We start from the raw sequence: 24,096 nt of genomic DNA, 5'->3' as shown, positions 1-24,096 counted from the left end.
GCCTCCTGGGTTCATGCCTTGCGCGGGCCGACGAGGCCGAACAGGGCTCCCTGCGGGTCGCTGGCCACGATGATGAACATGCCGCCCGGCACCTCGGCGGGGCCGTAATGGATCGCGCCGCCGTTGCCCGAGACGGCCTGTGCCGCGACGTCGATGTCCTCGACGCCGAAATAGAAGGTCCAGGCCGGCGGCGGCCCGTCGGGCGTGCGCCTCATCACGGCCCCGATGGTGCGGCCGCCATGGTCGATGAACTGGTAGTCGCCCATCTCGCCCATCGGCATGGCGCCGCCCTTCGTCCAGCCGAAGCGGGCCGTGTAGAAGGCGAGCGCCGCCGCGGGATCGCTCGTGGCGAGCTCGTTCCAGTGGCAATGGCCGGGCCGGCTCTGGTCGAAGGCCGTGCTCGTCCCGTCCACGGCGCCGCGCATCACGTAGACCATCACGCCCTGCGGGTCGGACAGCATGGCGAAGCGGCCGACGCCCGGAATGTCGGTCGGCGGCATGTGCTGGGTACCGCCCGCCCGGACGATCTCGGCCGCCGTCGCATCGACGTCGTCGACAGCCACGTAGCCGAGCCAGGTGGGGCGCATCCCCGCGCCTTCGGCCCCGGCCGGGAAGGGCATCAATCCGCCCACATCCGTGCCCCGGATCCCGAAAACCCGGTAGCCGCGGTCGGAGCCCTCCGCGGGCCGCTCCTGCCACCCGACCACCGCGCCATAGAAGCGCGCGGCCGCGTCGGCCTCTCGGGTGATCAGTTCATACCAGATAAAATCGCCGTGCTGATTGGCCATGTCGCACCTCCATGCGCATCACCGATGCGCTCATCGGGAAAAGGAGCATCGGATCGACCCCAGAAGTGGTGTCCACTTCTGGGCCTGATGCTACACGTCGAGGATCGGCATGAAGCCGCCGAAGATCATGCGCTTGCCGTCGAACGGCATCTGCTTGCCCATGGCCTCCATGCGCGGATCGGTCATGATCTTGCGGTTGGCGGCGTCCCGGATCTCTTTCGACGGATACTCGATCCAGCTGAACACCACGATCTCGTCGTCCTTGGCCTGCACCGAGCGACGGAAATCCGTGAGCTTGCCGTCCGGCACGTCGTCGCCCCAGCACTCCACCATCCGGGTGGCACCGAACTCCTTGAACAGGGGCGCGGCCTCGGCGGCGTGGCGGCGGTATTCGTCCTTCTTGTCCGCCGGCACGGCGAGCACGAAGCCATCGACATATGTCATTGCGCATCTCCCTTGAGACTCCTGGAATCGGAGCCGGATCCCGCGGCGCTTCCCGCGCCTGTTCTTCTTGACAAATAGGTTGATATCAACATAATTAAGCCATGTCAAACCCCCGTGACGTGCCCTACGAGACCACGCATCTGATCCGCGACGCCTGCTTGTGTCTGCACGTCCAGCGCGCCGCCCGCGCCCTGTCGCGCCTGTTCGACGAGGCGCTGCGCCCTGTCGGGCTCACCTCCGGGCAGTTCTCCCTGCTGAACGCGCTCAACCGCCCCGCGCCCCCTTCCATCGCCCCGGTGGCGCAACTGCTCGCCATGGACCGGACGACGCTGACGGCCGCCCTGAAGCCCCTGGAGCGGGACGGCCTGGTGGCTATCGCCCGGGATCCCGAGGACCGCCGCAATCGCCTCCTGCGCCTCACCGACAAGGGCAGGGAGGTCCTGGCCTCGGCCGTCCCGATCTGGCGCGACGTTCACGGGGCCATCGAGAATGGGATGGTGGAGATCGCGCCTGATGCCCTACGAGAGGCGCTAAAGGGCCTGTCACGCCCGACGCCGACCGGGACGGTTCGAGGCTGACGCCGGTCGTTCGGCCACGCTCTCGTATGGACCCCTCCCGTGTCATGGCCGGGCCTGTCCCGGCCATCCCGATCGGAAGAGCGACGCGCCTCAAGCCGTCGAGATCACCGGCACAAGGCCTGTGATGACGTGGACGGGAGACCGGAAGGCCCGCCGCCGATCCGGACCAGCGCCATGCCGCCGCAACATCGTCATCACCGGGACAAGCCCGGCGGCAATGAAGGAGCGTCGAGGAAGGTCCGAATCCGGTGCACCGTTGGCCTCCACCCTCTGGAGACTCCGCTCCGGAGCGCTATGGTTCAAGCACCCTCACACACGATTCGATCATGCCCCCACGCAGAACTGCCTCCGAGACACCTGTCGATCACCTGACGCCCGATCAGGCGCGGACCGAGCACGAGGCGCTCGGCGCCGAGATCAGGGAGCACGACCGGCGCTATTACGAGGAGGACGCCCCGACCGTCTCGGACGCCGAATACGACGCCCTGCGCAAGCGCTACGAGGCTCTGGAGGATCAGTTCCCCGAGCTGAAGACCCCCGAGAGCCTGACCCAGAAGGTCGGCTCCAAGGTGTCGGAGAAATTCGGCAAGATCCGTCACCGGGTGCCGATGCTGTCGCTCGCCAACGGGTTCGCCGACGAGGAGGTGGAGGAATTCGTCGAGCGCATCCGTCGCTTCCTGCAATGGAAGCCCGACGCGCCGCTCGCCTTCACGGCGGAGCCGAAGATCGACGGTCTGTCCCTGAGCCTTCGCTACGAGAACGGCAGGCTCGTGTCCGCCGCCACCCGGGGGGATGGCCAGGTGGGTGAGGACGTGACGAACAACGCCCGCACGGTCGGCGACATCCCGCATCGGCTCAAGGGCTCGCAGGTTCCCGACATCCTCGAGGTGCGCGGCGAGGTCTATCTCTCGCACGAGGATTTCGCCGCCATCAACGCCAGGCAGGAAGCGGCCGGCAAGGCGCTCTTCGCCAACCCGCGCAACGCGGCGGCGGGCAGCCTGCGCCAGCTCGACGCGTCGATCACCGCCTCGCGCCCCCTGCGCTTCTTCGCCTACGCCTGGGGCGAGGTGAGCGCCATGCCGGCGACGACGCAACACGGCATGATGGAGTGCTTCCGCAGCTTCGGCCTCACGGTCAATCCGCTCACGCGCCTCTGCGCGAGCGTCGCCGAGATGCTCGAGCACTACCACGCCATAGAGACGGACCGCGCCAATCTCGGCTACGACATCGACGGCGTCGTCTACAAGGTCGAAGAGCTGAGCCTGCAGCAGCGCCTCGGCTTCGTGTCGCGTTCGCCGCGCTGGGCGCTCGCGCACAAGTTCCCGGCCCAGAAGGCCGTGACGGTGCTCGAAGACATCGAGATCAACGTGGGCCGCACGGGCTCGCTCAATCCCATCGCGCGCTTGAAGCCGGTCACGGTCGGCGGCGTCGTGGTGTCGAACGCGACCCTGCACAACGAGGATTACATCAAGGGCATCGGCGGCAACGGCGAGAGAATCCGCAACGGGATCGACATCCGCATCGGCGACGCGGTGGTGATCAACCGGGCCGGCGACGTGATCCCAAAGGTGCTCGACGTGGTGTTGGAGAAGCGCCCCGCCGACGCGAAGCCCTATGCCTTCCCGACCACATGCCCGGCCTGCGGGAGCCATGCGGTGCGCGAGGTCAATCCGCGCAGCGGCAAGGAGGATGCGGTGCGCCGCTGCACCGGCGGCCTCATCTGCCCGGCGCAGGCCCGCGAGCGCCTGAAGCATTTCGTCTCGCGCAACGCCTTCGACATCGAGGGCATGGGCGAGCAGCGCATCGACGAGTTCTACGAGGAAGGCCTCGTCCAGCGCCCGCAGGACATCTTCACCCTGCAGGCCCGCAATGCCCGCAGCCTCAAGCGGCTGGAGAACCGGGAGGGTTGGGGCGAGACGAGCGCGCGGAACCTCTTCGCGGCCATCGAGGCGCGCCGCGCGATCGCGTTGAACCGCTTCATCTTCGCGCTCGGCATCCCGCATATCGGCGAAACCTCGGCGCGGTTGCTCGCGCGTCATTTCGGCACCTTCGAGCATCTGCGCGAAACCGCGAAGGCCGCGGCCGATCCGGCATCCGACGCCCATGCGGAGCTGACCGCCATCGGGGGCATCGGGCCCGTGGTGGCGGAGGCGGTCGTCGAGTTCTTCAAGGAGCGGCACAACGAGGAGATGCTCGATGCGCTGCTCGCTCAGGTGACCGTCGAGGCCATGGAGGCTCCGGCCACGGCGAACTCCCCCGTGGCGGGCAAGACCGTGGTGTTCACCGGCTCCCTCGAGCAGATGACCCGCGAGGAGGCCAAGGCCATGGCCGAGCGCCTCGGCGCCAAGGTGGCCGGCTCCGTGTCCAAGAAGACCGACATCGTGGTGGCAGGCCCAGGTGCTGGCTCGAAGCTCGCCAAGGCGGCCGAACTCGGGCTCCAGGTCATGGACGAGGACGGCTGGTTCGCCCTGGTCGGGCGCGGGTGAGACTTCTGTCCAAGACTTGGGCGCCACGATGTGGCATGGTGGCCCCATGACGGTGATCACCCCCGAGGTCTCGCTCGATCCGGAACGGGTCGGAGCGGGGGACGTGACGCATTTCTGGCGAGTGCCGCGCTACCGCGACCTCGACTGCCTGCGCGCGACCTTCCGCCGTCACGCCTATGCCCGCCACAGCCACGATACCTATGCCATCGCGGCCGTCTTGGCCGGGTGCGAGACCTTCTTCCACCGCGGCGAGCAGCACTATGCCCCGGCCGGTTCCGTCGCGGTCGTGTGCCCGGACGAGATCCATGACGGGGAGCCCTATGGCGGCGGATTCGAGTATCGCACCTTCTACCCGTCGGCCGAGCTGATGCAGGAGATCGCCGAGGACGTGGCCGGGCGGCCGCTCCCCCGCGCGCCCTGGTTCCCGCGTTCCGTGATCGCGGATCCAGAGCTGTTCCAGGCTCAGGTCCGGCTCCATGCCTGCCTGTGCCGGGACGAGGGCTGGTCGTCCGAGATGGAGCAGGATACCCGGCTCATCGGTTTCCTGAGCCGCCTGATCGCCCGCTGGGCCGATCTCGACGCCCTGCCGGCCCTGCGCTACGGCTCCAAGGGCATCCTGCGGGCGCGGGACTATCTCGACGCCCATATGGGCGAGGAGGCGGACCTCGCCGATCTCGCCAGGCTGGCCGGCCTCTCGCGCAGCCATTTCATCCGCGCCTTCGCCAAGGAGACCGGCCTCACGCCGCACGCCTATCTGCTCGACCGGCGCTTCCGCGCGGCCACGAAGCTGCTGAGCCAGGGCCAGGCTCCTGGCGACGTGGCGGCCGCCTGCGGGTTCTTCGACCAGAGCCATCTCAACCGCGTCTTCAAGGCCCGCATGGGCGTGACACCGGGCGCCTACCGGGCCGCCTGACACAGCACTTTCATCCAAGACGGCAGGCCATCCGTCCTGCATAAGGCGGGAAAACGAGCATGGTCATGGATCAAGCAAACCCCTTCGCCGTCAGCTATCGCCGCGAGATCCGAGCAGGTCTGCGCGACATCGCACCCGTCGTCGTGGCGGCCATTCCCATCAGCCTGCTGTTCGGAGCGGTCGCGGCCGCCAAAGGGCTGTCGCCCCTGGAAGTGACCGTGATGTCGGCCCTCGTCTTCGCCGGCGGAGCGCAGTTCGCCGCCATCGAGACGTGGATCCATCCCGCGCCCATCCTGACGCTCGCGTTCGCGACGCTGCTGATCAATGCCCGCCACGTGCTGATGGGCGCGTCGCTGTCGCCCAAGGTGCAGATGTCGCAGGTCCAGCGATTCCTCTCGTTCTTCTTCCTCACCGACGAGGCCTGGGCCCTGTCGGAACGCCGCGCCCTGGAGCGTCCGGTCACGACAGCCTACTGGGTCGCCATGGGGGGCGTGCTCTGGGCGAACTGGACCTTCTTCTCCGCCCTCGGCGCGGTGCTCGGCTCGTTCCTCGGCGACCCGGAGCGGATCGGGGCGGATTTCGCCTTCACGGCTCTGTTCATCGGTCTCGTGGCCGGTTTCGGACGAAGCCGCGTGACCCTGATCACGGTGGCGGTCAGCGCCGGCGTCGCGGCCCTCGTCCATCACTTCATCGGTGCCCCATGGCACGTGGCCTCGGGGGCGCTGGCCGGCATCGCGGCCGCCTCTTTGGCCGCTCCCCAGGACGCTCCCCAGGACGCTCCCCGGGAGGCGCGCTCATGAGCCTCGACACGACGACCCTGCTCGCCATCCTGGCCATGGCGGTCGTGACCTATGTCACCCGCATCGCGGGCCTGTTCGTGGCCGACCGCCTCGTGCTCACCGGCCGCGCCAAGGCGGCGTTCGACGCCATCCCGCCGGCCGTCCTGGTCGCGGTCATCGCGCCGACCGCCCTCACCACCGGATGGGCGGAGGCCATCGCGGCCGCCGTCACGGCCTTGGCGGCGTTCCGGCTCCCGCTCCTCGGCACGGTGGCGGTCGGCGTGGTGTCCGTCGTGGTGCTGCGGAGCCTGCTCTAGCCCATTGTGCGGATCCAGCAGGCCGCGCTCGTGAAAAGTGGCCCCGGTTTTCACTGCCGTGGCCCTTCGGGTCGCTGGCGCGGCCCTTCGGGTCCGTCCGATGCTCTAAAGCATCGGACCCAAAAGTGGACTTGCACTTTTGGGATCCATCCGATGCTTTCTTCTTGAATGAGAGCATCGGTCAGAACGGAAAACCGGATCCACTTTTCCGTCCGATGCTCTAGCCGACCGGCCGCGTCGCGTTCTCCAACCAGGTCCGCGTCTCGGCATCGAGCCGGGGCCCGATCTTCTCGCGTACCGCGGCATGATAGGCGTCGAGCCAGGCGATCTCGTCGGCCGTCATGATGGCCGGCTCGACGAGGCGAAGGTCGATGGGGGTGAAGGTGAGCGTCTCGAAACCCATCATCTCGCGGTCGCCGCCGGGAATCGTGCGGGGCTCCACGAGGATCAGGTTCTCGATGCGGATGCCGTAGGCACCCGGCTTGTAAAAGCCCGGCTCGTTGGACAGCATCATGCCGACTTCCAGCGGCGTATGCCCGGTCTTGGCGATGCGCTGCGGGCCCTCGTGCACCGAGAGATAGCTGCCGATGCCGTGCCCTGTGCCGTGGTCGAAGTCGAGGCCAGCCTCCCACAGGGGCTTGCGGGCGAAGGCATCGATCTGGGCGCCCGTCGCTCCCTTCGGGAACACGGCCTGCGCGATGGCAATATGCCCTTTCAGCACCCGGGTGAAGCGGTCCTTCATCTCGGCGGTCGGCTCGCCCACGATGACCGTGCGGGTGATGTCCGTGGTGCCGTCCTCGTACTGCGCGCCGGAATCGATCAGGAAGATCTGGTTCGTCTCGAGGGGGCGGTTGCTCGAACGGGTGACGCGGTAATGGGGCAGGGCGGCGTTGGGGCCCGCGCCCGAGATGCTCGGGAACGAGACGTTCTGCAAGGCGCCCGTCTCGATGCGGAAGGCCTCCAGCGCCTCGACCGCGTCGATCTCCGTGAGCTTGCCCGACGGCGCCTCGCGGTCGAGCCAGGCCAGGAAGCGCGCCATCGCCACGCCGTCGCGCAGATGCGCCGCATGGGAACCTGCGATCTCGGCCGCGTTCTTGACCGCTTTCATGAGGGCGATCGGATCGGCCCCGACATCGACCGTTCCGCCGGCCGCCTCGATGCGCCGGATCAGCGCGACGGCACCGGTGGCGGAATCGACGCGGATCTTGCCGCCCGTGCGGCCCAGGGCATCGAGGGCAGTCTGGAACGACGCGATGGGGACGAAGTCGGCCAGGTCGCCCACGGCGGCGCCGGCCTCGTTCGTCACCTTGGCCGGGTCGAAGAAGAGGCTCGCGCGTCCCTCCTTGGGCAGGACGGCATAGCCGAGGGGCAGGGGCGTGTGACCGACGTCGCCGCCGCGCAGGTTGAACGCCCAGGCAAGGTTGTGCGGATCGGAGATGACGAGCGCGTCGATCTTCGCCTCGGCCATCTTCCTGCGGATCCGCTCCAGCTTGGCGGGCGCAGCCTCGCCCGCGTAGTCGAGGGGGTGCGGCCGGACGGGAGCCTGCGGCGGGGCCGGGCGGTCGATCCAGATCACGTCGACCAGGTTGAAGTCGACCGGGCAGAGCTTGCCGCCGGCGCGGCTCACCGCCTGCTCGAGCTTATTCAGACCGTCGCTCGTGTGAAGCCAGGGATCGTAGGCCAGGGTGCCGCCCTGCGGCAGGTGGGCGGCGATCCAGTCCTCGGGCGTGGCATCGGCGAGCTGGACGGGCGTGATGACGGAGGTGTCGACCTGCTCGGCGGCCTGCACGGTATAGCGCCCGTCCACCACGAGGGCGGCTTCGTCCCGAAGGATCACGGCCGTGCCGGCGGAGCCCGTGAACCCGGTCAGCCACGCCAGGCGCTCCGCGCTCTTCGGCACGTACTCGCCCTGATGCTCGTCGGCGCGCGGAACGATGAAACCGTCGAAGCCGCGCCGCGCCAGCTCGGCCCGCAGCTTGGCGATGTGCTGAGGGCCTTGGGCCGGGGAGGTGGTATCGTCGAAGAACTGGAACTGAGCCATGGAAAGCAGCACCGAAGGGTCCGGAAGGAAGAGGGCGACACGCTAGTGCATCGGACCCGGCGGGGAAACCACTTTCGGCACCCGACCGATGGCGAACCGGCTGCCGGGCCGTCTAGGACCAGGGTGGCGCGGCCTGCGGCACTCCGCCTGGGAAATATGCGCCATATGCCTGGAATGGCGGCAACTTCGCCTTTGCTCTGCAATGGACGCATGACGAACATGTGATCCTATGACTTCTACTAAAGTCGGACCGGGCTTATCTTCCTGACAACGACAACAGAGGAACGCTGAAGGGTCTCAGCACCACTCTGATGGAGATGAGCCCATGATCGCAGCAATCTTTTCCACCGTTCTCTTCGGCACGTCCGAGAAGCCGTCCCGTCTTTCGCGGGTCGCGGCGCGCATCGCCGAAAGCCGCGCCCGAAGCGCCGCGCAGGAGCTGCGCCGCCACGAGGCGTACATTCAGGACCTGAGCCGCCGGCAGGACCATTCAGCCCTGTTCCTCGACCAGGCCGAGCCGCTGCCAGCCAAGATCTGACCGAAACCATCCTAGAGCGAGACGATACCATGATCATCATCACCGCCATGAAGGCCATCCGCGACGTCTGGGCCGAGACCCTCGAGCTCCGTCGCGAACTCGCCAAGCGCTATCCGGGCGTCCTGGCCGAGTAATTTTCGCTTAGGGGCGGGGCAGCGGACGAGCGTTGCCCCGCTTCAGCACCAGCGCCGCCCAGCCTTCCAGATCGTAGCGGCGCCGCAGATACCATCCCTGATGGGCATAGGTGGACAGCACGCCGGCAACGTCCCGGGCGAGCAGGCCCGACAGGATGATCGTTCCGTCCGGGCTCGCCACGCGCGCCAGCGACGGCGCCAGCATCCGTAGGGGCTTCGCCAGGATGTTGGCGAAGACCAGATCGAAATGGCCTGAGCGGTCCGCCTCCGCATGGCGGATGCCGGGGCCGACATAGAGCTTCATGAACGCTCCGATCCCGTTCAGCCGCGCGTTCTCCCGCGCCACGCGCACGGCTTCCGGATCGATGTCTCCGGCCACCACGGGCCGCTTCAGAATCTTGGCCGCCGCAAAGGCCAGGATCCCCGTGCCTGTTCCGACATCGAGCACGTGGCGGGGCGTACGCGTCTTCAACTCATCCACGAACGCAAGCAGGCAGCCCTTCGTGGTGCCGTGATGACCCGTGCCGAAGGCGAGCCCGGCTTCGATCTCGATCGCGATGTCGCTCGGTCGCCGTTCGTGCCGATCGTGCGAGCCATGGACGAAGATGCGGCCCGCACGGACAGGCTTGAGCCCCTCCAGCGATGCCTTCACCCAATCCTTCTGCTCGATCGGAAGAAAGATGCCCTTGTCCGCCTCCGGGCCGACGAGAGGGCGCAGCAGGTCCCGGATTGCAGCCTCGTCGGGCTGATGGGCGAAATAGGCCTCCAGCATCCACGGTCCGCCATCCTCCGTCTCGAAGGATGCGACGGCTGTTTCGGCCGGATCGAAAATCTCCCCGATCATGTCGGTCATAGCGCGGGCGGAGCGCTCGTCCGTGGTGATGCGGAAGACGTGGGTAGGGCGGTTGGGATGAAGACCTTCGAGCATGACCTCGCCTTAGCACCCCTTGCCCTGCAGGTCACCTGTCCGTGAGATCGAGCATTTCCGGGAACCGTCGGAGTGGCGTTCCGTTGTGCCCTCACCTGAGGCGGCTGCGGCTCGTGGCTCACGGCCTCGCTTGTTCCCTTCCCAGGAGATCCCCATGCCCGGACGTCTTTTCGACAAGGTTGCCATCGTGACGGGTGCCGGCACCGGCATCGGCGAGGCCATCGCGCTCAAGTTCGCCCAGGAAGGCGCGCGCCTTCTCCTCGTCGGCCTGCCCGATGATCCGGTGGACGACGTAGCCCGCACGATCAACGGAGCGGGCGGATTCGCCGAGGTGTATCTCGGCGACATCGCCGAGGAGCGTCACGCGCAAGCGGCCGTGGAGACCTGCGTGAGCGCCTACGGGCGCATCGACGTCCTGGTCAACAACGCGGGCGTTTTCCTGGCGGTCGCCGAGACCCAGGATTACCCCATCGACAAGTTCGACGAGACCTTCCGCTCAAACGTGCGCTCGGTTTTCCTCATGACCAAGTTCGCCTTGCCTCATCTGCAGGAAACCCACGGCAACATCATCGCCACGGGCTCCGAGGCCGGCATGATCGGTCATCCCAAGAACACCCCCTATGGCGGCACGAAGGCCTTCATCCACTCCTTCATCCGCGGCGTGGCGGCCGAGCAGGTCCCTTACGGCGTGCGCGCCAATTGCGTGTGCCCCGGCCCTATCGACACCGCCTGGACGCACAAGTCCACGGGCCCGATGGACGCGGAACTCGCCACGATGATCACGCAGGCCACCCCCATGGGCCGGCGCGGCACCCCGGAGGAAGTCGCGAACGTGTTCTGCTTCCTCGCCTCCGACGAGGCGAGCTTCGTCACGGGTGCGCTCTACACGGTCGATGGCGGCATCACGATCTCCAAGGGGCCGGTCGGCGCCAAGGCCTCGTCGCATTTCAAGAAGCAGCCGAAAGGCAAGCTGCCGACGCGCCATTCCCATGACGGCTTGAAGAACAAGGACTACGAGACCCTGACCTGAGCCCCTCGCCCCCGGAGCCGATCATGACCATGCTGTTCGAAACGGGCCTGTCCCGGCGCTTCTTCCTGCGCGGCACGGGCGGAGGACTTCTCTTAGGCTCCGCGTTGGGGGCCGCAGGGCCGAGCTTCGCGCAAAGCACCGGCGCGAGCGGGGGCGGCGGTCCGGCCCTGCCTCCCGATGGGCCGACGGGGCGTCCCATGCCGGAGATGGAGAAGGCTATGCCGGAAGCGCCCGGCAAGCGACTTGGCTACGCTATCGTGGGACTGGGGCAGTTCGCCCTGAACCAGATCATTCCCTCCTTCGCGGAGAGCAAGTCGTCGAAGCTCGTGGCCTTGGTCTCGGGCAACCGGGACAAGGCGCTTCAGGTGGCCGACCGCTACGGGGTCGAGCAGGCGAACATCTACGACTATCAGAACTTCGACCGCATCGCGGACAACGACGAGATCGACATCGTCTACATCATCCTGCCGAACGCCTTGCACGCCGAATATACCGTGCGGGCCTTCAAGGCGGGCAAGCATGTGCTGTGCGAGAAGCCCATGGCGGTGACGGCGGATGAATGCGAGACCATGATCCGCGCCGGCCGCGAGGCCGATCGCAAGCTCATGATCGCCTATCGGGCCCAATACGAGCCGTACAACATGGAAGCGATCCGCATGGCGCGGGAAGGCGAGCTGGGCAGGATCCGTCTCGTCACCAGCGATCACGGGCGCATTCTCGATCCCAAGGTGCCGGCCGATCAGTGGCGCATGGTGAAAGCGCTCGCCGGCGGCGGATCGCTCTACGACATCGGCATCTACTCGCTGCAGGCGGCCCGCACCATCACGGGCGAGGAGCCGGTGGAGGTCTCCGCCCATATCTCGAGCGACAGGAGCGATCCTCGCTTCAGGGAAATCGAGGAACTCGTGGCGTTCCAACTCCGCTTCCCGTCGGGAGCGCTGGCGAACCTGACCTCGTCCTACTCCACCGCGCCGGTCAAGCGCATCCAGGTCTTCGGCTCGAAGGCGTCGCTTGTGCTCGATCCCGCCACTGAATACGAGCGCCACCAGATGATGGTGAAGACCGAGAAGGAGGAGCGGCGGGTGCAGATCCCGGAGGGCAACCAGTTCGCCGCCGAGATGGATCACATGGCGAAGGCCGTGCTGGAAGAACGGGAGCCCAAGACGCCTGGCGAGGAGGGCCTGCGCGACATCCGGATCATGCAGGCCATCTATCAGGCTGCCGAGCAGGGGCGGCCCGTGTCCCTGGAGACGACGGGCTCGACCGCGAGATAGGTGCAATCGTGCCGTCTGGCCGGACGCTCAGCCGGCCTGCAAAACCTTCTCTGCAGGCTGCAGCACTTGCAGTTTCGCGGCCTCCTCGGCCTTGTACGCGCGCTGGGTGTCGGTGATGTAGTCGCGCACGATCGGCGCGGCATCGCGCTTGCGGGCCAGCTGCATGTGGAACACCAGCTGGCTTCCGGTCGTGAACATGGTCTCGGCGCTGATGAGATAGAACTCGAACATCCGGCAGAAGCGCTCGTCGTACATGGCGGCGATCTTCTCCCGGTTGGCTTCGAAGCGCCGATGCCAATGGTTGAGCGTCTTCGCGTAGTGAAGGCGCAGGAACTCGAGATCCGTCACCCACAGCTGATTCTGCTCCACGACGGGGAACACCTCCGACAGGGCAGGGGAATAGGCGCCCGGGAAGATGTACTTGCGCAGCCAGGGGCTCGCGGTGCCGGGAGGGCTCATCTTGCCGATGGAATGCAGCACCATCAGTCCGTCATCATCGAGCAGAGCGTTGATCTTGGCGAAGAACTCGCCGTAATGGTGCACGCCGACGTGCTCGAACATGCCCACGGATACGATGCGGTCGAACTTCCTGTCGACCTTGCGGTAATCGAGCAGCTCGAAGCGCACGCGATCCGACAGGCCGGCGCGGCGCGCCTTTTCATTGGAGAGTTCGTACTGCTCCTTCGACAGGGTGACACCCGTGACGTCCACGTTCTCCATGGCGGCGAGATAGAGCGCGAGATCGCCCCAGCCGCTGCCGATGTCGAGGATCCTCAAGCCGGGCTTGAGCTGAAGCTTCGAGGCGATGAGACGCAGCTTGTTCTGCTGCGCCTCCTCCAGCGTGTCGTCGTCGTTGACGAAATACGCGCAGGAATACTGCATGCCCTTGTCGAGGAAGAGCTTGTAGAAGTCGTTGCCGAGATCGTAGTGATGCGCCACGTTCTGCTGCGCCTTGCCCACGGGGTTCGCCTGCTGAAACCGCTTCACGGTGCGCGAGATGCGCTTGAGCACGCTCTGCAGCGGGTAATTGGCCAGCGTCGAGCGGTTCATCGAGAAGAGATTGAGGAAATCCCGCAGATTCGAGCCGTCCTCGAAGCTCAGGCGCCCGTCCATGTAGGCTTCGCCCGCGTGCAGCTCGGGATTGAGGAAAAGCTTGTGATAGAGCGAGCGGTCGGTCAGCCGCATGGTGACGCTTGGTCCCGGCTTGTCCCCGCCGAAGACGTGAACGCCGCCCTCCGCGTCGATCACCTTCAACGTTCCGGCGCGTACGAAGGATTTCAGCATGTGGGACAACGGGAACATCGGCACCTCTGATGGTTAGTCGAGCGGGCCGAATGGTTCCACAGTTGCAGGCGGGTGGCTAGAGGAAAATCCCGCAGATCAGAACCTATCTAAAGTACAGGAAAGACAGCCTATTCGGGGAACAAGCAAGAGTCGCTCTTGTTGGAAGGCTGAACCCTCGTGGGGGCACGAGTCGCCACTCGATCCATCGAACAGGAGCAGCCGATGTTCTTCCGCCAGAAGCAGATGGCGTATCACGCCAGGCCCGAGAAACCCGATCCGCTTTTCGCCAAGATGCTGCAGGAGCCCCTCGGCGGCCAGTGGGGCGAGATCAGCGTGATGATGACCTACCTGTTCCAGGGCTGGAACTGCCGCGGTCCGCAGAAGTACAAGGACATGATCATGGATATCGGCACCGAGGAGATCGGCCATGTGGAGATGCTCGCCACCATGATCGCGCGCCTGCTCGAGACCTCCCCGATCGAGCAGCAGGAGGATATGGCCAAGAATTCGGTGGTTGGCGCCGTGATGGGCGGCGCCCGGGTGGAGGACGCGATCGTCGCGGGGATGAACGCGCAGCACTACATCGTGGCCGGTCTCGGTGCGCGGCCCTCCGACAGCGTCGGCAATCCTTGGACGTCGGCCTACACCATCGCGAGCGGCAATCTGCTCGCGGACTTCCGCTTCAACGTCACCGCCGAAAGTCAGGGCCGTCTCCAGGTCGCGCGCCTCTACAACATGACTAACGACACCGGCGTGCGGGACATGCTTTCGTTCCTGATCGCCCGCGACACCATGCACCAGAACCAGTGGCTCGCCGCCATCCGCGAACTGGAAGAAGACGGGCTCGAGGAGACGCCGGTGCCGTCGAATTTCCCGCAGGATCTGGAGAAGGGCGAAGTCGCCTATCAGTTCCTCAACCACTCGGAAGGCATGGAAAGCCAGGAGGGCCGCTGGGCGCAGGGCCCCGCACCGGACGGGAAGGGGACCTTCACCTATGTGGACCGTCCGCCGGCCTACACGGACGACGAAGGCCAGCTCAACCCGGTCGATCCGCGCACCTACGGCACGCCGCCGGCCCCGGTGCCGCCCGCTGCCGCAGAGTGATCAGAGCCGATCCGAACGCGAGCCACGTCATGGCCGGGCTTGTCCCGGCCATCTTGTCTCTGAAACGTCTCGTGCTTTCGATCGGAATCACCGGCACAGGACCGGTGAAGGCACTGCGGGATCCTGCTAAAGCATCGGACGTGAAAAGTGGACTTGCCCTTTTGGGATCCATCCGATGCTTTCTTCTCGAATGAGAGCATCGGACGGAAAACCGGATCCACTTTTCGCTGGCGCGGCCGTTCGGGTCACTGGCGTGGCCCTTCGGGTCGCTGACGCGGCCCTCTGGGTCCGTCCGATGCTCTAGCCCAGGGCCTCGACGAAGCTGTCCAGCACCATCTTGCGCCCGGCCTTGTCGAACGCGACGGTGAGCTTGTTGCCGTCCACCGCTTCGATGGTGCCAGGGCCGAACTTGGTGTGCAGGACCCGTCCGCCCACCGCAAAGCCCGAGCCGCCGGTGGACTTGGCCACCAGTTCGCCTTCGATCAGCATCGGTCCGCGCCGGTCGCCGGAGCGGCGGGCGGACGAAACGCCGTCATCCGCCGTGGCGCGATGCGCCTGGGCGCGCTGCCAGCCCGGGGTCTGGTAGGAGGAGCCGCTGAAGGGTTGCATCCGGTCGAAGCGCGAGCCGCCGCCATACCCCCCGTAGGAGAAGTTCGCCGGGGCCTCGACGATCTCCACGTTCGCCTCCGGCAGATCGTCGACGAAGCGGCTCGGAACGGTCGAGTTCCACAGGCCGTGGATGCGCCTGTTGGACGCGAAGTAGATCTTGGCGCTGCGCCGGGCGCGGGTGAGGCCCACATGGGCGAGGCGGCGCTCCTCCTCGAGGCCGGCGCGGCCGCTCTCGTCGAGCGCCCGTTGGTTGGGGAACAGGCCTTCCTCCCAGCCGGGCAGGAAGACGGTGTTGAACTCCAGGCCCTTGGCCGCATGGAGGGTCATCAGGCTCACGCGCTCGGCGGTGTCGCTCTCGTTGGCCTCCATGACCAGCGAGACGTGCTCGAGGAAGCTCTGCAGGTCGGGGAATTCCTCCATGGAGCGGACGAGCTCCTTGAGGTTTTCCAGGCGCCCCGCCGCATCGGCCGATTTGTCCTTCTGCCACATGTCGGTGTAGCCGGATTCCTCCAGCACCGTCTGGGCGACTTCCGACTGCGTCAGGGTCTCGGACAGCTTCGACCAGCGGCCGAAGGAAATCAGGAGATCGCGCAGGGTGGCGCGCGGCTTGGGCTTCAGCTCGTCCGTCTCGACGATGAAGCGCGCGGCTTCCACCAGCGGCACGCGCGCCGCGCGGGCATGGTTGTGCAGCACCTGGATGGTGGCGTCGCCCAGGCCGCGCTTGGGCACGTTCACGATCCGCTCGAAGGCGAGATCGTCCGCCGGCTGGTTGACGACGCGCAGATAGGCCAGCGCGTCGCGGATTTCCGCGCGCTCGTAGAAGCGCGGGCCGCCGATGACGCGATACGGCACGCCCAGCGTCACGAGCCGGTCTTCGATCTCGCGCATCTGGGCGGAGATGCGCACCAGGATGGCGATCTCGGAGAGCGGGTGCTTCTTGGCATGCAGCGCCTCGATCTCCTCGCCGATCAGTCGCGCCTCGTCCTCGGAATCCCAGGCGCCGGTGATTGTCACCTTCTCGCCGGCCTCATCCTCCGTGCGCAGGGTCTTGCCCAGGCGGCCCTGGTTCTTGGCGATCAGCCCGGAGGCCGCGGAGAGGATATGGCCCGTGGAGCGGTAGTTGCGCTCGAGGCGGATCACGGTGGCGCCGGGAAAGTCGTGCTCGAAGCGCAGGATGTTGTCGACCTCGGCGCCGCGCCAACCGTAGATCGACTGGTCGTCGTCGCCGACGCAGCACAGGTTCTTGCGCGCCTGGGCCAGCAGCCTGAGCCAGAGGTACTGGGCCACGTTGGTGTCCTGATACTCGTCCACCAGCATGTAGCGGAACCGGCCCTGGTACTGCTCCAGGATGTCCGGGTGCTCGCGCCACAGGCGCAGGCATTCGAGCAGGAGGTCGCCGAAATCCACGGCGTTCAGAACCTTCAATCGCTCCTGATACGCCCGGTAGAGCCGGCCGCCCTTGCCGTTGGCGAAGGCTCCGGCCTCCCCGGCGGGCACCTGGTCGGGCCCGAGACCCCGGTTCTTCCAGCCGTCGATATGGCCGGCGAGCTGGCGGGCCGGCCAGCGCTTCTCGTCGATGCCTTCCGCCTCGATCACCTGCTTCATCAGGCGGAGCTGATCGTCCGTCCCCAGGATGGTGAAGTCGGAGCGCAGTCCCACCAGCTCCGCGTGGCGGCGCAGGATCTTGGTGCCGATCGAGTGGAAGGTGCCGAGCCACTGCATACCCTCCGCCACGGGACCGATCACGGAGGTGATGCGCTCGCGCATCTCCCGGGCGGCCTTGTTGGTGAAGGTCACGGCCAGGATCTGGGACGGGTAGGCCTTGCCGGTGGCGATCAGATGCGCGATCCGGGTGGTGAGCACGCGGGTCTTGCCGGTGCCGGCGCCGGCCAGAACGAGAACCGGGCCTTCCGTGGCCTCGACGGCGGCGCGCTGCTCCGGGTTCAGCCCGTTCAGATAGGGCGATTGCGGCGTCACCGCCGCGCGGGCGCGGGCGCTCAGGGAACCGGACGCCGGCTCATGGGCAAGGCCGTCCTGCGGGTCGGGTCTGGGATCGGACTGATTCATCGGCGGGACCATGGATCAAAAGGCGAACGGCGTCGAGCCTGAATTCCCGGTCGATCCTGCCGCAGGCTCGAACTTGCAGGCTTCGATTCCATTGTCGGGAAGAGCATTCATCGCCATATGGGTATGGCAGGCCCGAAGAGGAATGTCCCATGCGTATCGTGGTGGCCCTTGCCATCGTGTCAAGCCTTGTCCTGGCCGTGCCGGCCGAAGCTCAGACGCGCCTGCCGCGCACGAGCCCGGCGGAACGGAGCACGGATGCGATCAACCGGCGGATCCAGGAGGATCAGCGGATCCTGGGCGTCGAGCAGGACATCCAGAGCAAGAGCAACCAGATTCGCCAGAATGTCGACCGCGACCGCCTCTTCGCTCCCCGCTATCTCCCCTCGGTGCCGCGGGCCGGCTGCGGGCGGGGAAGGGTCTGCTAAAGCATCGGACGTGAAAAGTGGACTTGCCCTTTCGGGATCCATCCGATGCTTTCTTCTCGAATGAGAGCATCGGACCCAAAAGTGGACACCACTTTTGGGATTCATCCGAGGCTCCTTCTCTTGACCGGCGCATCGGATCAGGCGGACCCAGCGGGCCGCGTCGGCGAATACCGGGTCCACTTTTCGCTGACGCGGCCCTCCGGGTCCGTCCGATGCGCTAGTGGCGGGTGCCTGACGCCGACAGGGCGTCCCGGATCTCGGCCTTGTGCGGGATCCCGATCACCCGGCCCAGGGCCTGCGGCTTCGTCAGCCGGGCATGGGTCGCCCTCATCACGGCGAGGTTGGCCGCGATGTCGTCCGGGAAAGGGCAGACCTTCCGGGTCTCCATGTCCACATGGAGGGACAGCCCCTCCATCGACGCGGCCACCCAGCCCTCGGTGGCGTGGCGGATCTCCAGATAATAGTGGATGCGCTTGTCGTCGAAATCGACCAGCTGGAGCGTGACGCGCACGCGGTCGTGCATTTTCAGCTCGCGCTTGTAGACCGTGTGGATCTCGGCGGCGAAGAACGATGCCCGGCGGTTCTCCAGGTAATCGTGGCCGAGCCCCACGAGGCTGAAGCCTTCCTCCACGGCCCGGTCGAAGAGCACATGATAATAGGCCATGTTCATGTGCCCGTTGTAATCGATCCAGGCAGGTTCGACCCGCATCGTCGAGGAGACGAAGGGCGCAAAGAAAAATACCGGGGTGCGCTTGTCCATGGTCAGTGCCGTCCCTCAACACCGCTCAGGCGAGCAATCCTGTCCTGACGAGACAGGAATGTTAGCACATTCAGACGGGTTGCGCAGCAGGGGTGCGGCATCTTTCTCATCCGGAGTGTTGCCTTCGCAACGGTTCTGATAGCTATGGGAAGAACGAGCATCACAACCGGATCTGAAGCCTTCATGAACACCTTCCAAGCGACCGCCCGTCAGAAAGCCACGGACGCCTCCGTGGCTGCTGTGTCATCCGCCCTGTCCGGGCGTTTCGGCGACAGGGTCGCGACCTCGGCCGCCGTGCGCGAGCAGCACGGACATACCCTGACCTGGGTGAAGAACCAGCCGCCGGACATCGTGGTCTACCCGCGCACGACGGATGAGGTTTCGGAGATCGTCAAACTCTGCGCCGAGCACGAGGTTCCGATCATCCCCTACGGGACCGGCACGTCCCTGGAGGGCCATGTCAACGCGCCCTATGGGGGCGTCTCGATCGATCTCAGCCTGATGAAGCGGATCATCGCCGTCCACGACGAGGATCTGGACTGCGTGGTCGAGGCGGGCGTGACCCGCAAGGAGCTGAACGAGTTCCTGCGCGACAAGGGCCTGTTCTTCCCCATCGATCCGGGGGCCGACGCGTCCATCGGCGGCATGGTGGCGACCCGGGCGTCCGGCACCAATGCGGTCCGCTACGGGACCATGAAGGACGTGGTGCTCTCGCTCACCGCGGTGCTTCCCGACGGGGAGATCGTGAAGACGGGAAGCCGCGCCAAGAAGAGCTCGGCGGGCTACGACCTGACACGGCTGCTCATCGGGTCCGAGGGGACGCTCGGCATCGTCACCGAGATCACCCTGAAGCTCCACGGCATCCCGGAGGCGATTTCCGCCGGCATCTGCCCATTCCCGTCCGTGAAGGCCGCCTGCGATGCGGTCATCATGACGATTCAGACCGGCATTCCGGTGGCCAGGATCGAGCTGCTCGACGAGGTCCAGGTGCGGGCGGTCAACCTCCATGCCAAGCTCTCCCTGCCCGAGAGCCCGCTGCTGCTCCTGGAATTCCACGGGTCCGAGGCCGGGGTGCAGGAGCAGGCCGAGCGCTTCGGCGAGATCGCGGCCGAGTTCAGCGGCGGCCCGTTCGAATGGGCCACGAAGCCGGAAGAGCGGTCCCGGCTCTGGCAGGCCCGGCACGACGCCTACTGGGCCGCCAAGGGCCTGCGGCCCGGGGCCCAGTCGGTCGCGACCGATGTCTGCGTGCCGATCTCGCGCCTCGCCGAATGCGTCGACGCCACCAAGCAGGACATCCTGGCCAGCGGCCTGATCGCTCCCATCGTGGGCCATGTGGGCGACGGCAACTTCCACGTCCAGCCGCTGGTGAATACGGATGATCCGGCGGAGATCGAGGCCTGCGAGGCCTTCGTGGACCGGCTCGTGCGGCGGGCGGTTGCCATGGAGGGAACCTGCACGGGCGAGCACGGCGTGGGGCAGAAGAAGATGAAGTACCTGGAGCTGGAGCATGGGCCGGCCGCCCTTGCCCTCATGCGCGTCTTGAAACAGGCGATCGATCCTCACAACATCATGAACCCGGGCAAGATCATCGCGGTTTGACGGTGGAACACGCGGAACGGCGCTCCCGGTCCTCGTCGTCATGGGGTAGGACGTGTCACGGTAACGGAGAAAAGGCGGCCTCTTGCGCGATATCCTGACGATCATCGCATCCATCGTGATCCTGATCCTGGCGATCGCCGTGGCGGCGCCTCCCTTCGTCGACTGGGAGGCCCACCGCGACACGATCGACCGGATGATCTCGCGCGCGTCGGGCACGGAGGCCCGGACCGAGGGCGACATCGGCATCCGGCTCCTGCCCGAGCCCCGCGTGACCCTCGGGCGTCTGAGGCTCGGCGGCAAGACGCCGGATTCGCCGGTTCTCACCGCCGACGGGGTCCGGGCCGAGGTGGCCCTGACCCCGCTGCTCCGAGGTGAGGTGCGGTTCACCGAAACGCGGGTGGGCCGGGCCGACATCCGCATCCCGGTCTCCGGGGACGGCGACTGGCGCCTGCCCCCCGATCTGGTCTCGGGCAGCGGCCGCGGCCGCGAATGGGCCATCGAGAACCTCACCGTGGCCCAGCTTCTCGTCACGACGCAGAGCGCCAGCACGGGGCGCACCAACCAGGCCTTCGCCGAGAACGTCTCCATCGAAGGCCAGAGGCTGATCGGCCCCTGGCGGATCGAGGGAACGACCTCCGGGGTGCCGTTCCGGCTCGTCACGGGGGAGCTCGCCGAGGACAAGACCGTCCAGGTCAAGCTCTCGGGGGGCGGCGACAATTACCCGCGCTTCGACATCGACGCCCGGCTGGGCCTGAACGAGGGAAGCGGCGAGGCCGCGACCCCGCAGGTCGCCGGCAAGGCCAAGATCCTCTTCGGCCCTCCGGCGCAGATCGCGGCCGCCGGCATACCGATCCCGATCGCGGTCGAGACCGAGTTCAAGACGGTGCCCGGCGCGGTCGAGCTCAACCCGGCCAGCCTCGAGGCCGGCGAGGGCGGGGCCAGCCTGCGCATGACCGGGCAGGGCCGGATCGGCCTCAACGATCCCCGCATCTCCCTGAAGCTCGAAGGCCGCCGGCTCGACGCGGACAGCTTCATCCTGTCCGGAAACGGGCAGGATTTCAAAAGCCGGCTGCAGGGATGGTCCCTGCCGCTGATCCGGGTGCCGATCGACCTCGACCTCAAGATCGACAGCATCGGGCTGGGCCAGGAGGACCTCTCGAACGCGGTCCTGCGCCTGTCGCTCGACACGGGCCGGGCGACCCTCGACCGAATCGAGTTCAATGCGCCCGGCGAGACCAGGGTGGCGATCGAAGGACAGCTCGGCTTGACCACCCGGGGCGGCATCAACGGCAAGGTGGCGCTGGCCTCCAACGCGTCCGACCGCCTGGCGCGCTATCTGGCCCGCATCGGCCTCAATTCGCCGCTGCTCAGGGTGCTCGACGGACGCCCCGTCGAGGCCTCTTCGGAGATCGCCTTCTCGAACCCCGTCCTGTCCTTCAACCGCCTGCGGCTGAAGACGGGCGAGTCCGTCCTGACCGGGAACGCCCGCTACACGGCGCCGGAAGCCAGCGAGCGCGGCAAGCTGGAGGCCCAGGTGGCGATTCAGGGCCTGAACCTCGACGACCTGCCTCAGGTGTCGAGCGTCTTCCAGGCGACCGAGAACCTCGATGTCGGCTTCATCCTGGACGCCCGCGGCGTCAGCGCGGGCAAGAGCCCCGCCACGGGCCGGATCTCGGCCCGCATCCTGTCGGACGGGCCGGCGCTCCTGGTCGAGACGCTCGACATCGTCGATCTCGCCGGCGCCAATGCCCGCGTGCGGGGGCGCATCGCCCCGGACGGCTCGGGGCAGATCACCGGCAAGGTCACGGCGCAGCGCGCCAATCCCCTGGTCGACCTCTTGGGGAGCGTGTGGATCGGCGGAATCTCGAAGCTCGTGCCCACGTTCGTGCGTGAGGGCGCCCTCGATCTCGACGTCACGTCGGAGCGCGTCGCGCCGGCGCCCGGGTCGACTGAGCTGCGCCTGCGCACGACCGCAAAGGGGCGGGTGGCCGGAGGGCCGTTCGAAGGCCAGGTCGATTCCCTCGACGGACGGACCGAGAGCCTCACCATCGCGCTGTCCGCCGACAATACGGGGCGCTGGGTCAACCGGGCCACCATGGCCGGGCTGAACCGGCCCTCCAGGGTCGATCTCCGGGGCACCCGGGTCGGGTCCGGATTGTTCAACGTCACCCTCGCGGGGGACATTGCCGGCGCCAAGGTCGCGACAACGCGTCCCTTCGCCCTGAGCGAGGCGGACGACGTGGTGGACAGCGGCGAGGTCGAGATCGCGACGCCCGACATCACGCCCTTCCTGCTTCTCCTGGGCGACGGGGCCGGGGTCGCTCCGCCGGTGCCCGTGTCCGGCCGCGTCACCCTGGGCCGGGAGCGGGGCGCGACCCTGCTCGACATCAACGGCAAGGTCTCGAACGATAACGTGCAGGCCCGCCTGGTCGCGGCGTCCCGGTCGGACATCAGCGGCGACATCTCGCTCGGCCGGCTGTCCCTGCCATGGCTCGTGGCCGCCCTGTCGCTCAACGTGCCCGGAGACCAGAGCGCCACGGCGATCTGGTCGACCGCCCGCTTCGGGCAGAGCGGGCGCCTCGTCTCCGGCGGGCAGGTAACGATCCGGGTCGGGGCCCTCGAACTGGGCCGCGGCCTCCAGGCGAGCCGCGCCTCCTTCGTGCTCGGAGCGCAGTCGGACGGGATCTCCATCCGCAATCTCGACGCCACCATCGGGTCGGGCCGGATCACGGGCTCGGCCACCATCACGCGGCAGGAGGGCACGGCTACCATCGTGGGCGAGGGCGGCCTGGAGAAGGTCCCCCTGTGGGCCCTGACCGGGGCCTCGCCGTTCGAGGCGGTCCTGTCGGGTCCGCTCCGGTTCGGCGCCGTGGGCACGAGCCTGTCCGAGCTCGTGGCCAATCTCGGCGGCGCCGGCGACTGGCAGGTCACCAATCTTCGCCTGCCCGCGGCCGACCCGACCGTGTTCGACAAGGCGCTCAAGCGCGCTCTCGCCGAGACCGATCCCCTGGTCGAGGGCAAGGCGGAAGCGATCCTCGGGATCGAGCTCGGCCGGGCTCCCTTCAATGCGGCGCCGATCAAGACCTCGGCGGCGCTGGTCGGCGGCCTGCTGCGGCTCTCGCCCTTCGTGGCCGAGAGCGGGTCGGCCACGTGGCAGGGCGCCGTCACCTACGATCTGAAGACCCTGCAGCTCGATGCCCGCGGGGCCCTGACCGCCAAGTCATCGCCGCCGGAATGGGTCGGCGCGCCGCCCTCGGTCGGGCTGAACTGGCAGGGCTCCCTCGCGGCCCCCGTCCGTCAGATCGACGCGGGCCCGTTCCGCAATGGACTGGCCGCCATCGTGCTCAAGCGCGAACTGGAGAAGATCGAGGCGTTCGAACGCGCAGCGGCCGAGCGCCAGCGCCAGATCGACGCGCAACGCGAGGCCGAGCGGCAGAGGGCCAAGGCGGCCGAGGAAGAGGCTCTCCGCCAAGCCCGAGCCCGGGCGGAGGCCGAGCGCGCCCGCCGGGACGCGGAGCGGCTGCAAATGGAGCAGCGGAACCAGCCGGAGCAGGAGGCGGCGCCGTCGCAGACCTCCGCGCCACCCTCCGCGCCGCCCCTGACCCCGCCGGTGCAGATCGGCCCGCCGCCCTCCGTCTACGGGACGCCCACGCGCTAGCGCACCGTGCGAAAAAGGGGACCCGGTTTTTCGGCTCGAACGGTGCGCCAGCCAAGAGAGGGAGCATCGTGCGGACCCTCTCATGGCCGGACCGTCCCGCCCTGAGCGATACCCTCTCCCCGTCATGGCCGGGCTTGTCCCGGCCATCCCGATCGGAAGGGCGCGGCGCTTCACCGTAGCGAGATCACCGGGACAAGCCCGGTGATGACGTGGCGGGTGGTGTGAGCAGGTGACGACGTCGAGGGGGAGAGACGGCCATCCCGATCCGAAAAGCACCCGACCTCATCCACCGGAGATCACCGGTACAGGATCGGCGAGGACGACGGACGGCCCCTCGGGC

19 protein-coding genes are annotated in these 24,096 nt (G+C 67.3%); 12 read left to right on the top strand and 7 right to left on the bottom strand.

Annotation, left to right across the window (positions count from 1 at the left end; all coding sequences use genetic code 11):
* Nucleotides 1–11: 11 nt before the first annotated feature.
* The gene (locus tag OCW50_RS04470) at nucleotides 12–788 is read right to left on the bottom strand and encodes a VOC family protein (RefSeq protein ID WP_262296582.1); all 777 of its coding nucleotides are present in this window, start codon (nucleotides 786–788) and stop codon (nucleotides 12–14) included.
* Between the two features lie 90 nt (nucleotides 789–878).
* Nucleotides 879–1,232 carry a DUF1428 domain-containing protein gene (locus OCW50_RS04465; RefSeq protein ID WP_262296581.1) on the bottom strand — a complete coding sequence of 118 codons (354 nt, stop codon included), beginning with the start codon at nucleotides 1,230–1,232 and terminating at the stop codon, nucleotides 879–881.
* Between the two features lie 101 nt (nucleotides 1,233–1,333).
* Here OCW50_RS04465 and OCW50_RS04460 point away from each other — a divergent pair, with 101 nt between their 5' ends.
* The 5 genes from OCW50_RS04460 (at nucleotide 1,334) to OCW50_RS04440 (ending at nucleotide 6,305) form a co-directional block, all read left to right on the top strand.
* Nucleotides 1,334–1,810: a MarR family winged helix-turn-helix transcriptional regulator gene (locus tag OCW50_RS04460; protein ID WP_262296580.1), complete on the top strand. Its 477-nt coding sequence runs from the start codon at nucleotides 1,334–1,336 to the stop codon at nucleotides 1,808–1,810.
* Between the two features lie 326 nt (nucleotides 1,811–2,136).
* A complete protein-coding gene (gene ligA, locus OCW50_RS04455) occupies nucleotides 2,137–4,296 on the top strand; it encodes an NAD-dependent DNA ligase LigA (RefSeq protein WP_262296579.1) in 2,160 nt (719 codons plus the stop codon).
* A 46-nt stretch (nucleotides 4,297–4,342) separates the two neighbouring features.
* Nucleotides 4,343–5,209: an AraC family transcriptional regulator gene (locus OCW50_RS04450; protein WP_262296578.1), complete on the top strand. Its 867-nt coding sequence runs from the start codon at nucleotides 4,343–4,345 to the stop codon at nucleotides 5,207–5,209.
* 65 nt (nucleotides 5,210–5,274) lie between these two features.
* On the top strand, nucleotides 5,275–6,009 hold the full coding sequence (locus OCW50_RS04445; RefSeq protein ID WP_262296577.1) for an AzlC family ABC transporter permease: 735 nt from the start codon (nucleotides 5,275–5,277) through the stop codon (nucleotides 6,007–6,009).
* Nucleotides 6,006–6,305, top strand: a complete 300-nt coding sequence (locus tag OCW50_RS04440) for an AzlD family protein (protein WP_262268187.1) — start codon at nucleotides 6,006–6,008, stop codon at nucleotides 6,303–6,305. Before OCW50_RS04445 ends, OCW50_RS04440 begins: the two co-directional genes overlap by 4 nt.
* Nucleotides 6,306–6,525: 220 nt before the next feature.
* On the opposite strand, the gene OCW50_RS04435 is transcribed toward OCW50_RS04440, so the two are convergent.
* Entirely contained in the window at nucleotides 6,526–8,346 is a 1,821-nt protein-coding gene (locus OCW50_RS04435) for an aminopeptidase P family protein (protein WP_262296576.1), read from the bottom strand.
* A 325-nt stretch (nucleotides 8,347–8,671) separates the two neighbouring features.
* Between OCW50_RS04435 and OCW50_RS04430 the strand changes: the two genes are divergently transcribed.
* The gene (locus tag OCW50_RS04430) at nucleotides 8,672–8,884 is read left to right on the top strand and encodes a hypothetical protein (protein ID WP_262268189.1); all 213 of its coding nucleotides are present in this window, start codon (nucleotides 8,672–8,674) and stop codon (nucleotides 8,882–8,884) included.
* Nucleotides 8,885–9,025: 141 nt separating this feature from the next.
* Here the strand turns inward: OCW50_RS04430 and OCW50_RS04425 are convergent, their stop codons facing one another.
* The gene (locus OCW50_RS04425; protein ID WP_262268190.1) at nucleotides 9,026–9,946 is read right to left on the bottom strand and encodes a 50S ribosomal protein L11 methyltransferase; all 921 of its coding nucleotides are present in this window, start codon (nucleotides 9,944–9,946) and stop codon (nucleotides 9,026–9,028) included.
* Between the two features lie 154 nt (nucleotides 9,947–10,100).
* Between OCW50_RS04425 and OCW50_RS04420 the strand changes: the two genes are divergently transcribed.
* Nucleotides 10,101–10,976 carry an SDR family NAD(P)-dependent oxidoreductase gene (locus tag OCW50_RS04420; protein ID WP_262268191.1) on the top strand — a complete coding sequence of 292 codons (876 nt, stop codon included), beginning with the start codon at nucleotides 10,101–10,103 and terminating at the stop codon, nucleotides 10,974–10,976.
* 23 nt (nucleotides 10,977–10,999) lie between these two features.
* Nucleotides 11,000–12,250, top strand: a complete 1,251-nt coding sequence (locus OCW50_RS04415; RefSeq protein ID WP_262296575.1) for a Gfo/Idh/MocA family protein — start codon at nucleotides 11,000–11,002, stop codon at nucleotides 12,248–12,250.
* Nucleotides 12,251–12,277: 27 nt separating this feature from the next.
* Here the strand turns inward: OCW50_RS04415 and OCW50_RS04410 are convergent, their stop codons facing one another.
* Entirely contained in the window at nucleotides 12,278–13,552 is a 1,275-nt protein-coding gene (locus OCW50_RS04410; protein ID WP_262268193.1) for an SAM-dependent methyltransferase, read from the bottom strand.
* 204 nt (nucleotides 13,553–13,756) lie between these two features.
* Here OCW50_RS04410 and OCW50_RS04405 point away from each other — a divergent pair, with 204 nt between their 5' ends.
* Entirely contained in the window at nucleotides 13,757–14,638 is an 882-nt protein-coding gene (locus tag OCW50_RS04405) for a manganese catalase (RefSeq protein ID WP_262268194.1), read from the top strand.
* Between the two features lie 300 nt (nucleotides 14,639–14,938).
* On the opposite strand, the gene OCW50_RS04400 is transcribed toward OCW50_RS04405, so the two are convergent.
* Entirely contained in the window at nucleotides 14,939–17,314 is a 2,376-nt protein-coding gene (locus OCW50_RS04400) for an ATP-dependent helicase (RefSeq protein ID WP_262296574.1), read from the bottom strand.
* A gap of 149 nt (nucleotides 17,315–17,463) precedes the next feature.
* Here OCW50_RS04400 and OCW50_RS04395 point away from each other — a divergent pair, with 149 nt between their 5' ends.
* Complete coding sequence (locus OCW50_RS04395) at nucleotides 17,464–17,739, top strand: hypothetical protein (RefSeq protein ID WP_262268196.1); 276 nt, start codon at nucleotides 17,464–17,466, stop codon at nucleotides 17,737–17,739.
* Between the two features lie 217 nt (nucleotides 17,740–17,956).
* Here the strand turns inward: OCW50_RS04395 and OCW50_RS04390 are convergent, their stop codons facing one another.
* Nucleotides 17,957–18,499 carry a thioesterase family protein gene (locus OCW50_RS04390; protein WP_262268197.1) on the bottom strand — a complete coding sequence of 181 codons (543 nt, stop codon included), beginning with the start codon at nucleotides 18,497–18,499 and terminating at the stop codon, nucleotides 17,957–17,959.
* A 183-nt stretch (nucleotides 18,500–18,682) separates the two neighbouring features.
* Between OCW50_RS04390 and OCW50_RS04385 the strand changes: the two genes are divergently transcribed.
* Together OCW50_RS04385 and OCW50_RS04380 are read left to right on the top strand one after the other, a co-directional pair.
* Nucleotides 18,683–20,098 (top strand): FAD-binding oxidoreductase, encoded by a 1,416-nt coding sequence (locus OCW50_RS04385; RefSeq protein WP_262268198.1) that lies wholly within the window; start codon nucleotides 18,683–18,685, stop codon nucleotides 20,096–20,098.
* 82 nt (nucleotides 20,099–20,180) lie between these two features.
* Complete coding sequence (locus OCW50_RS04380; RefSeq protein WP_262296573.1) at nucleotides 20,181–23,756, top strand: AsmA family protein; 3,576 nt, start codon at nucleotides 20,181–20,183, stop codon at nucleotides 23,754–23,756.
* The last annotated feature ends 340 nt before the right edge of the window (nucleotides 23,757–24,096 follow it).

This window comes from Microvirga sesbaniae (genome assembly GCF_025460805.1).
GTDB classification, from domain to species: Bacteria; Pseudomonadota; Alphaproteobacteria; order Rhizobiales; family Beijerinckiaceae; genus Microvirga; species Microvirga sesbaniae.
This window is presented reverse-complemented; position numbering and strand designations above follow the sequence as displayed.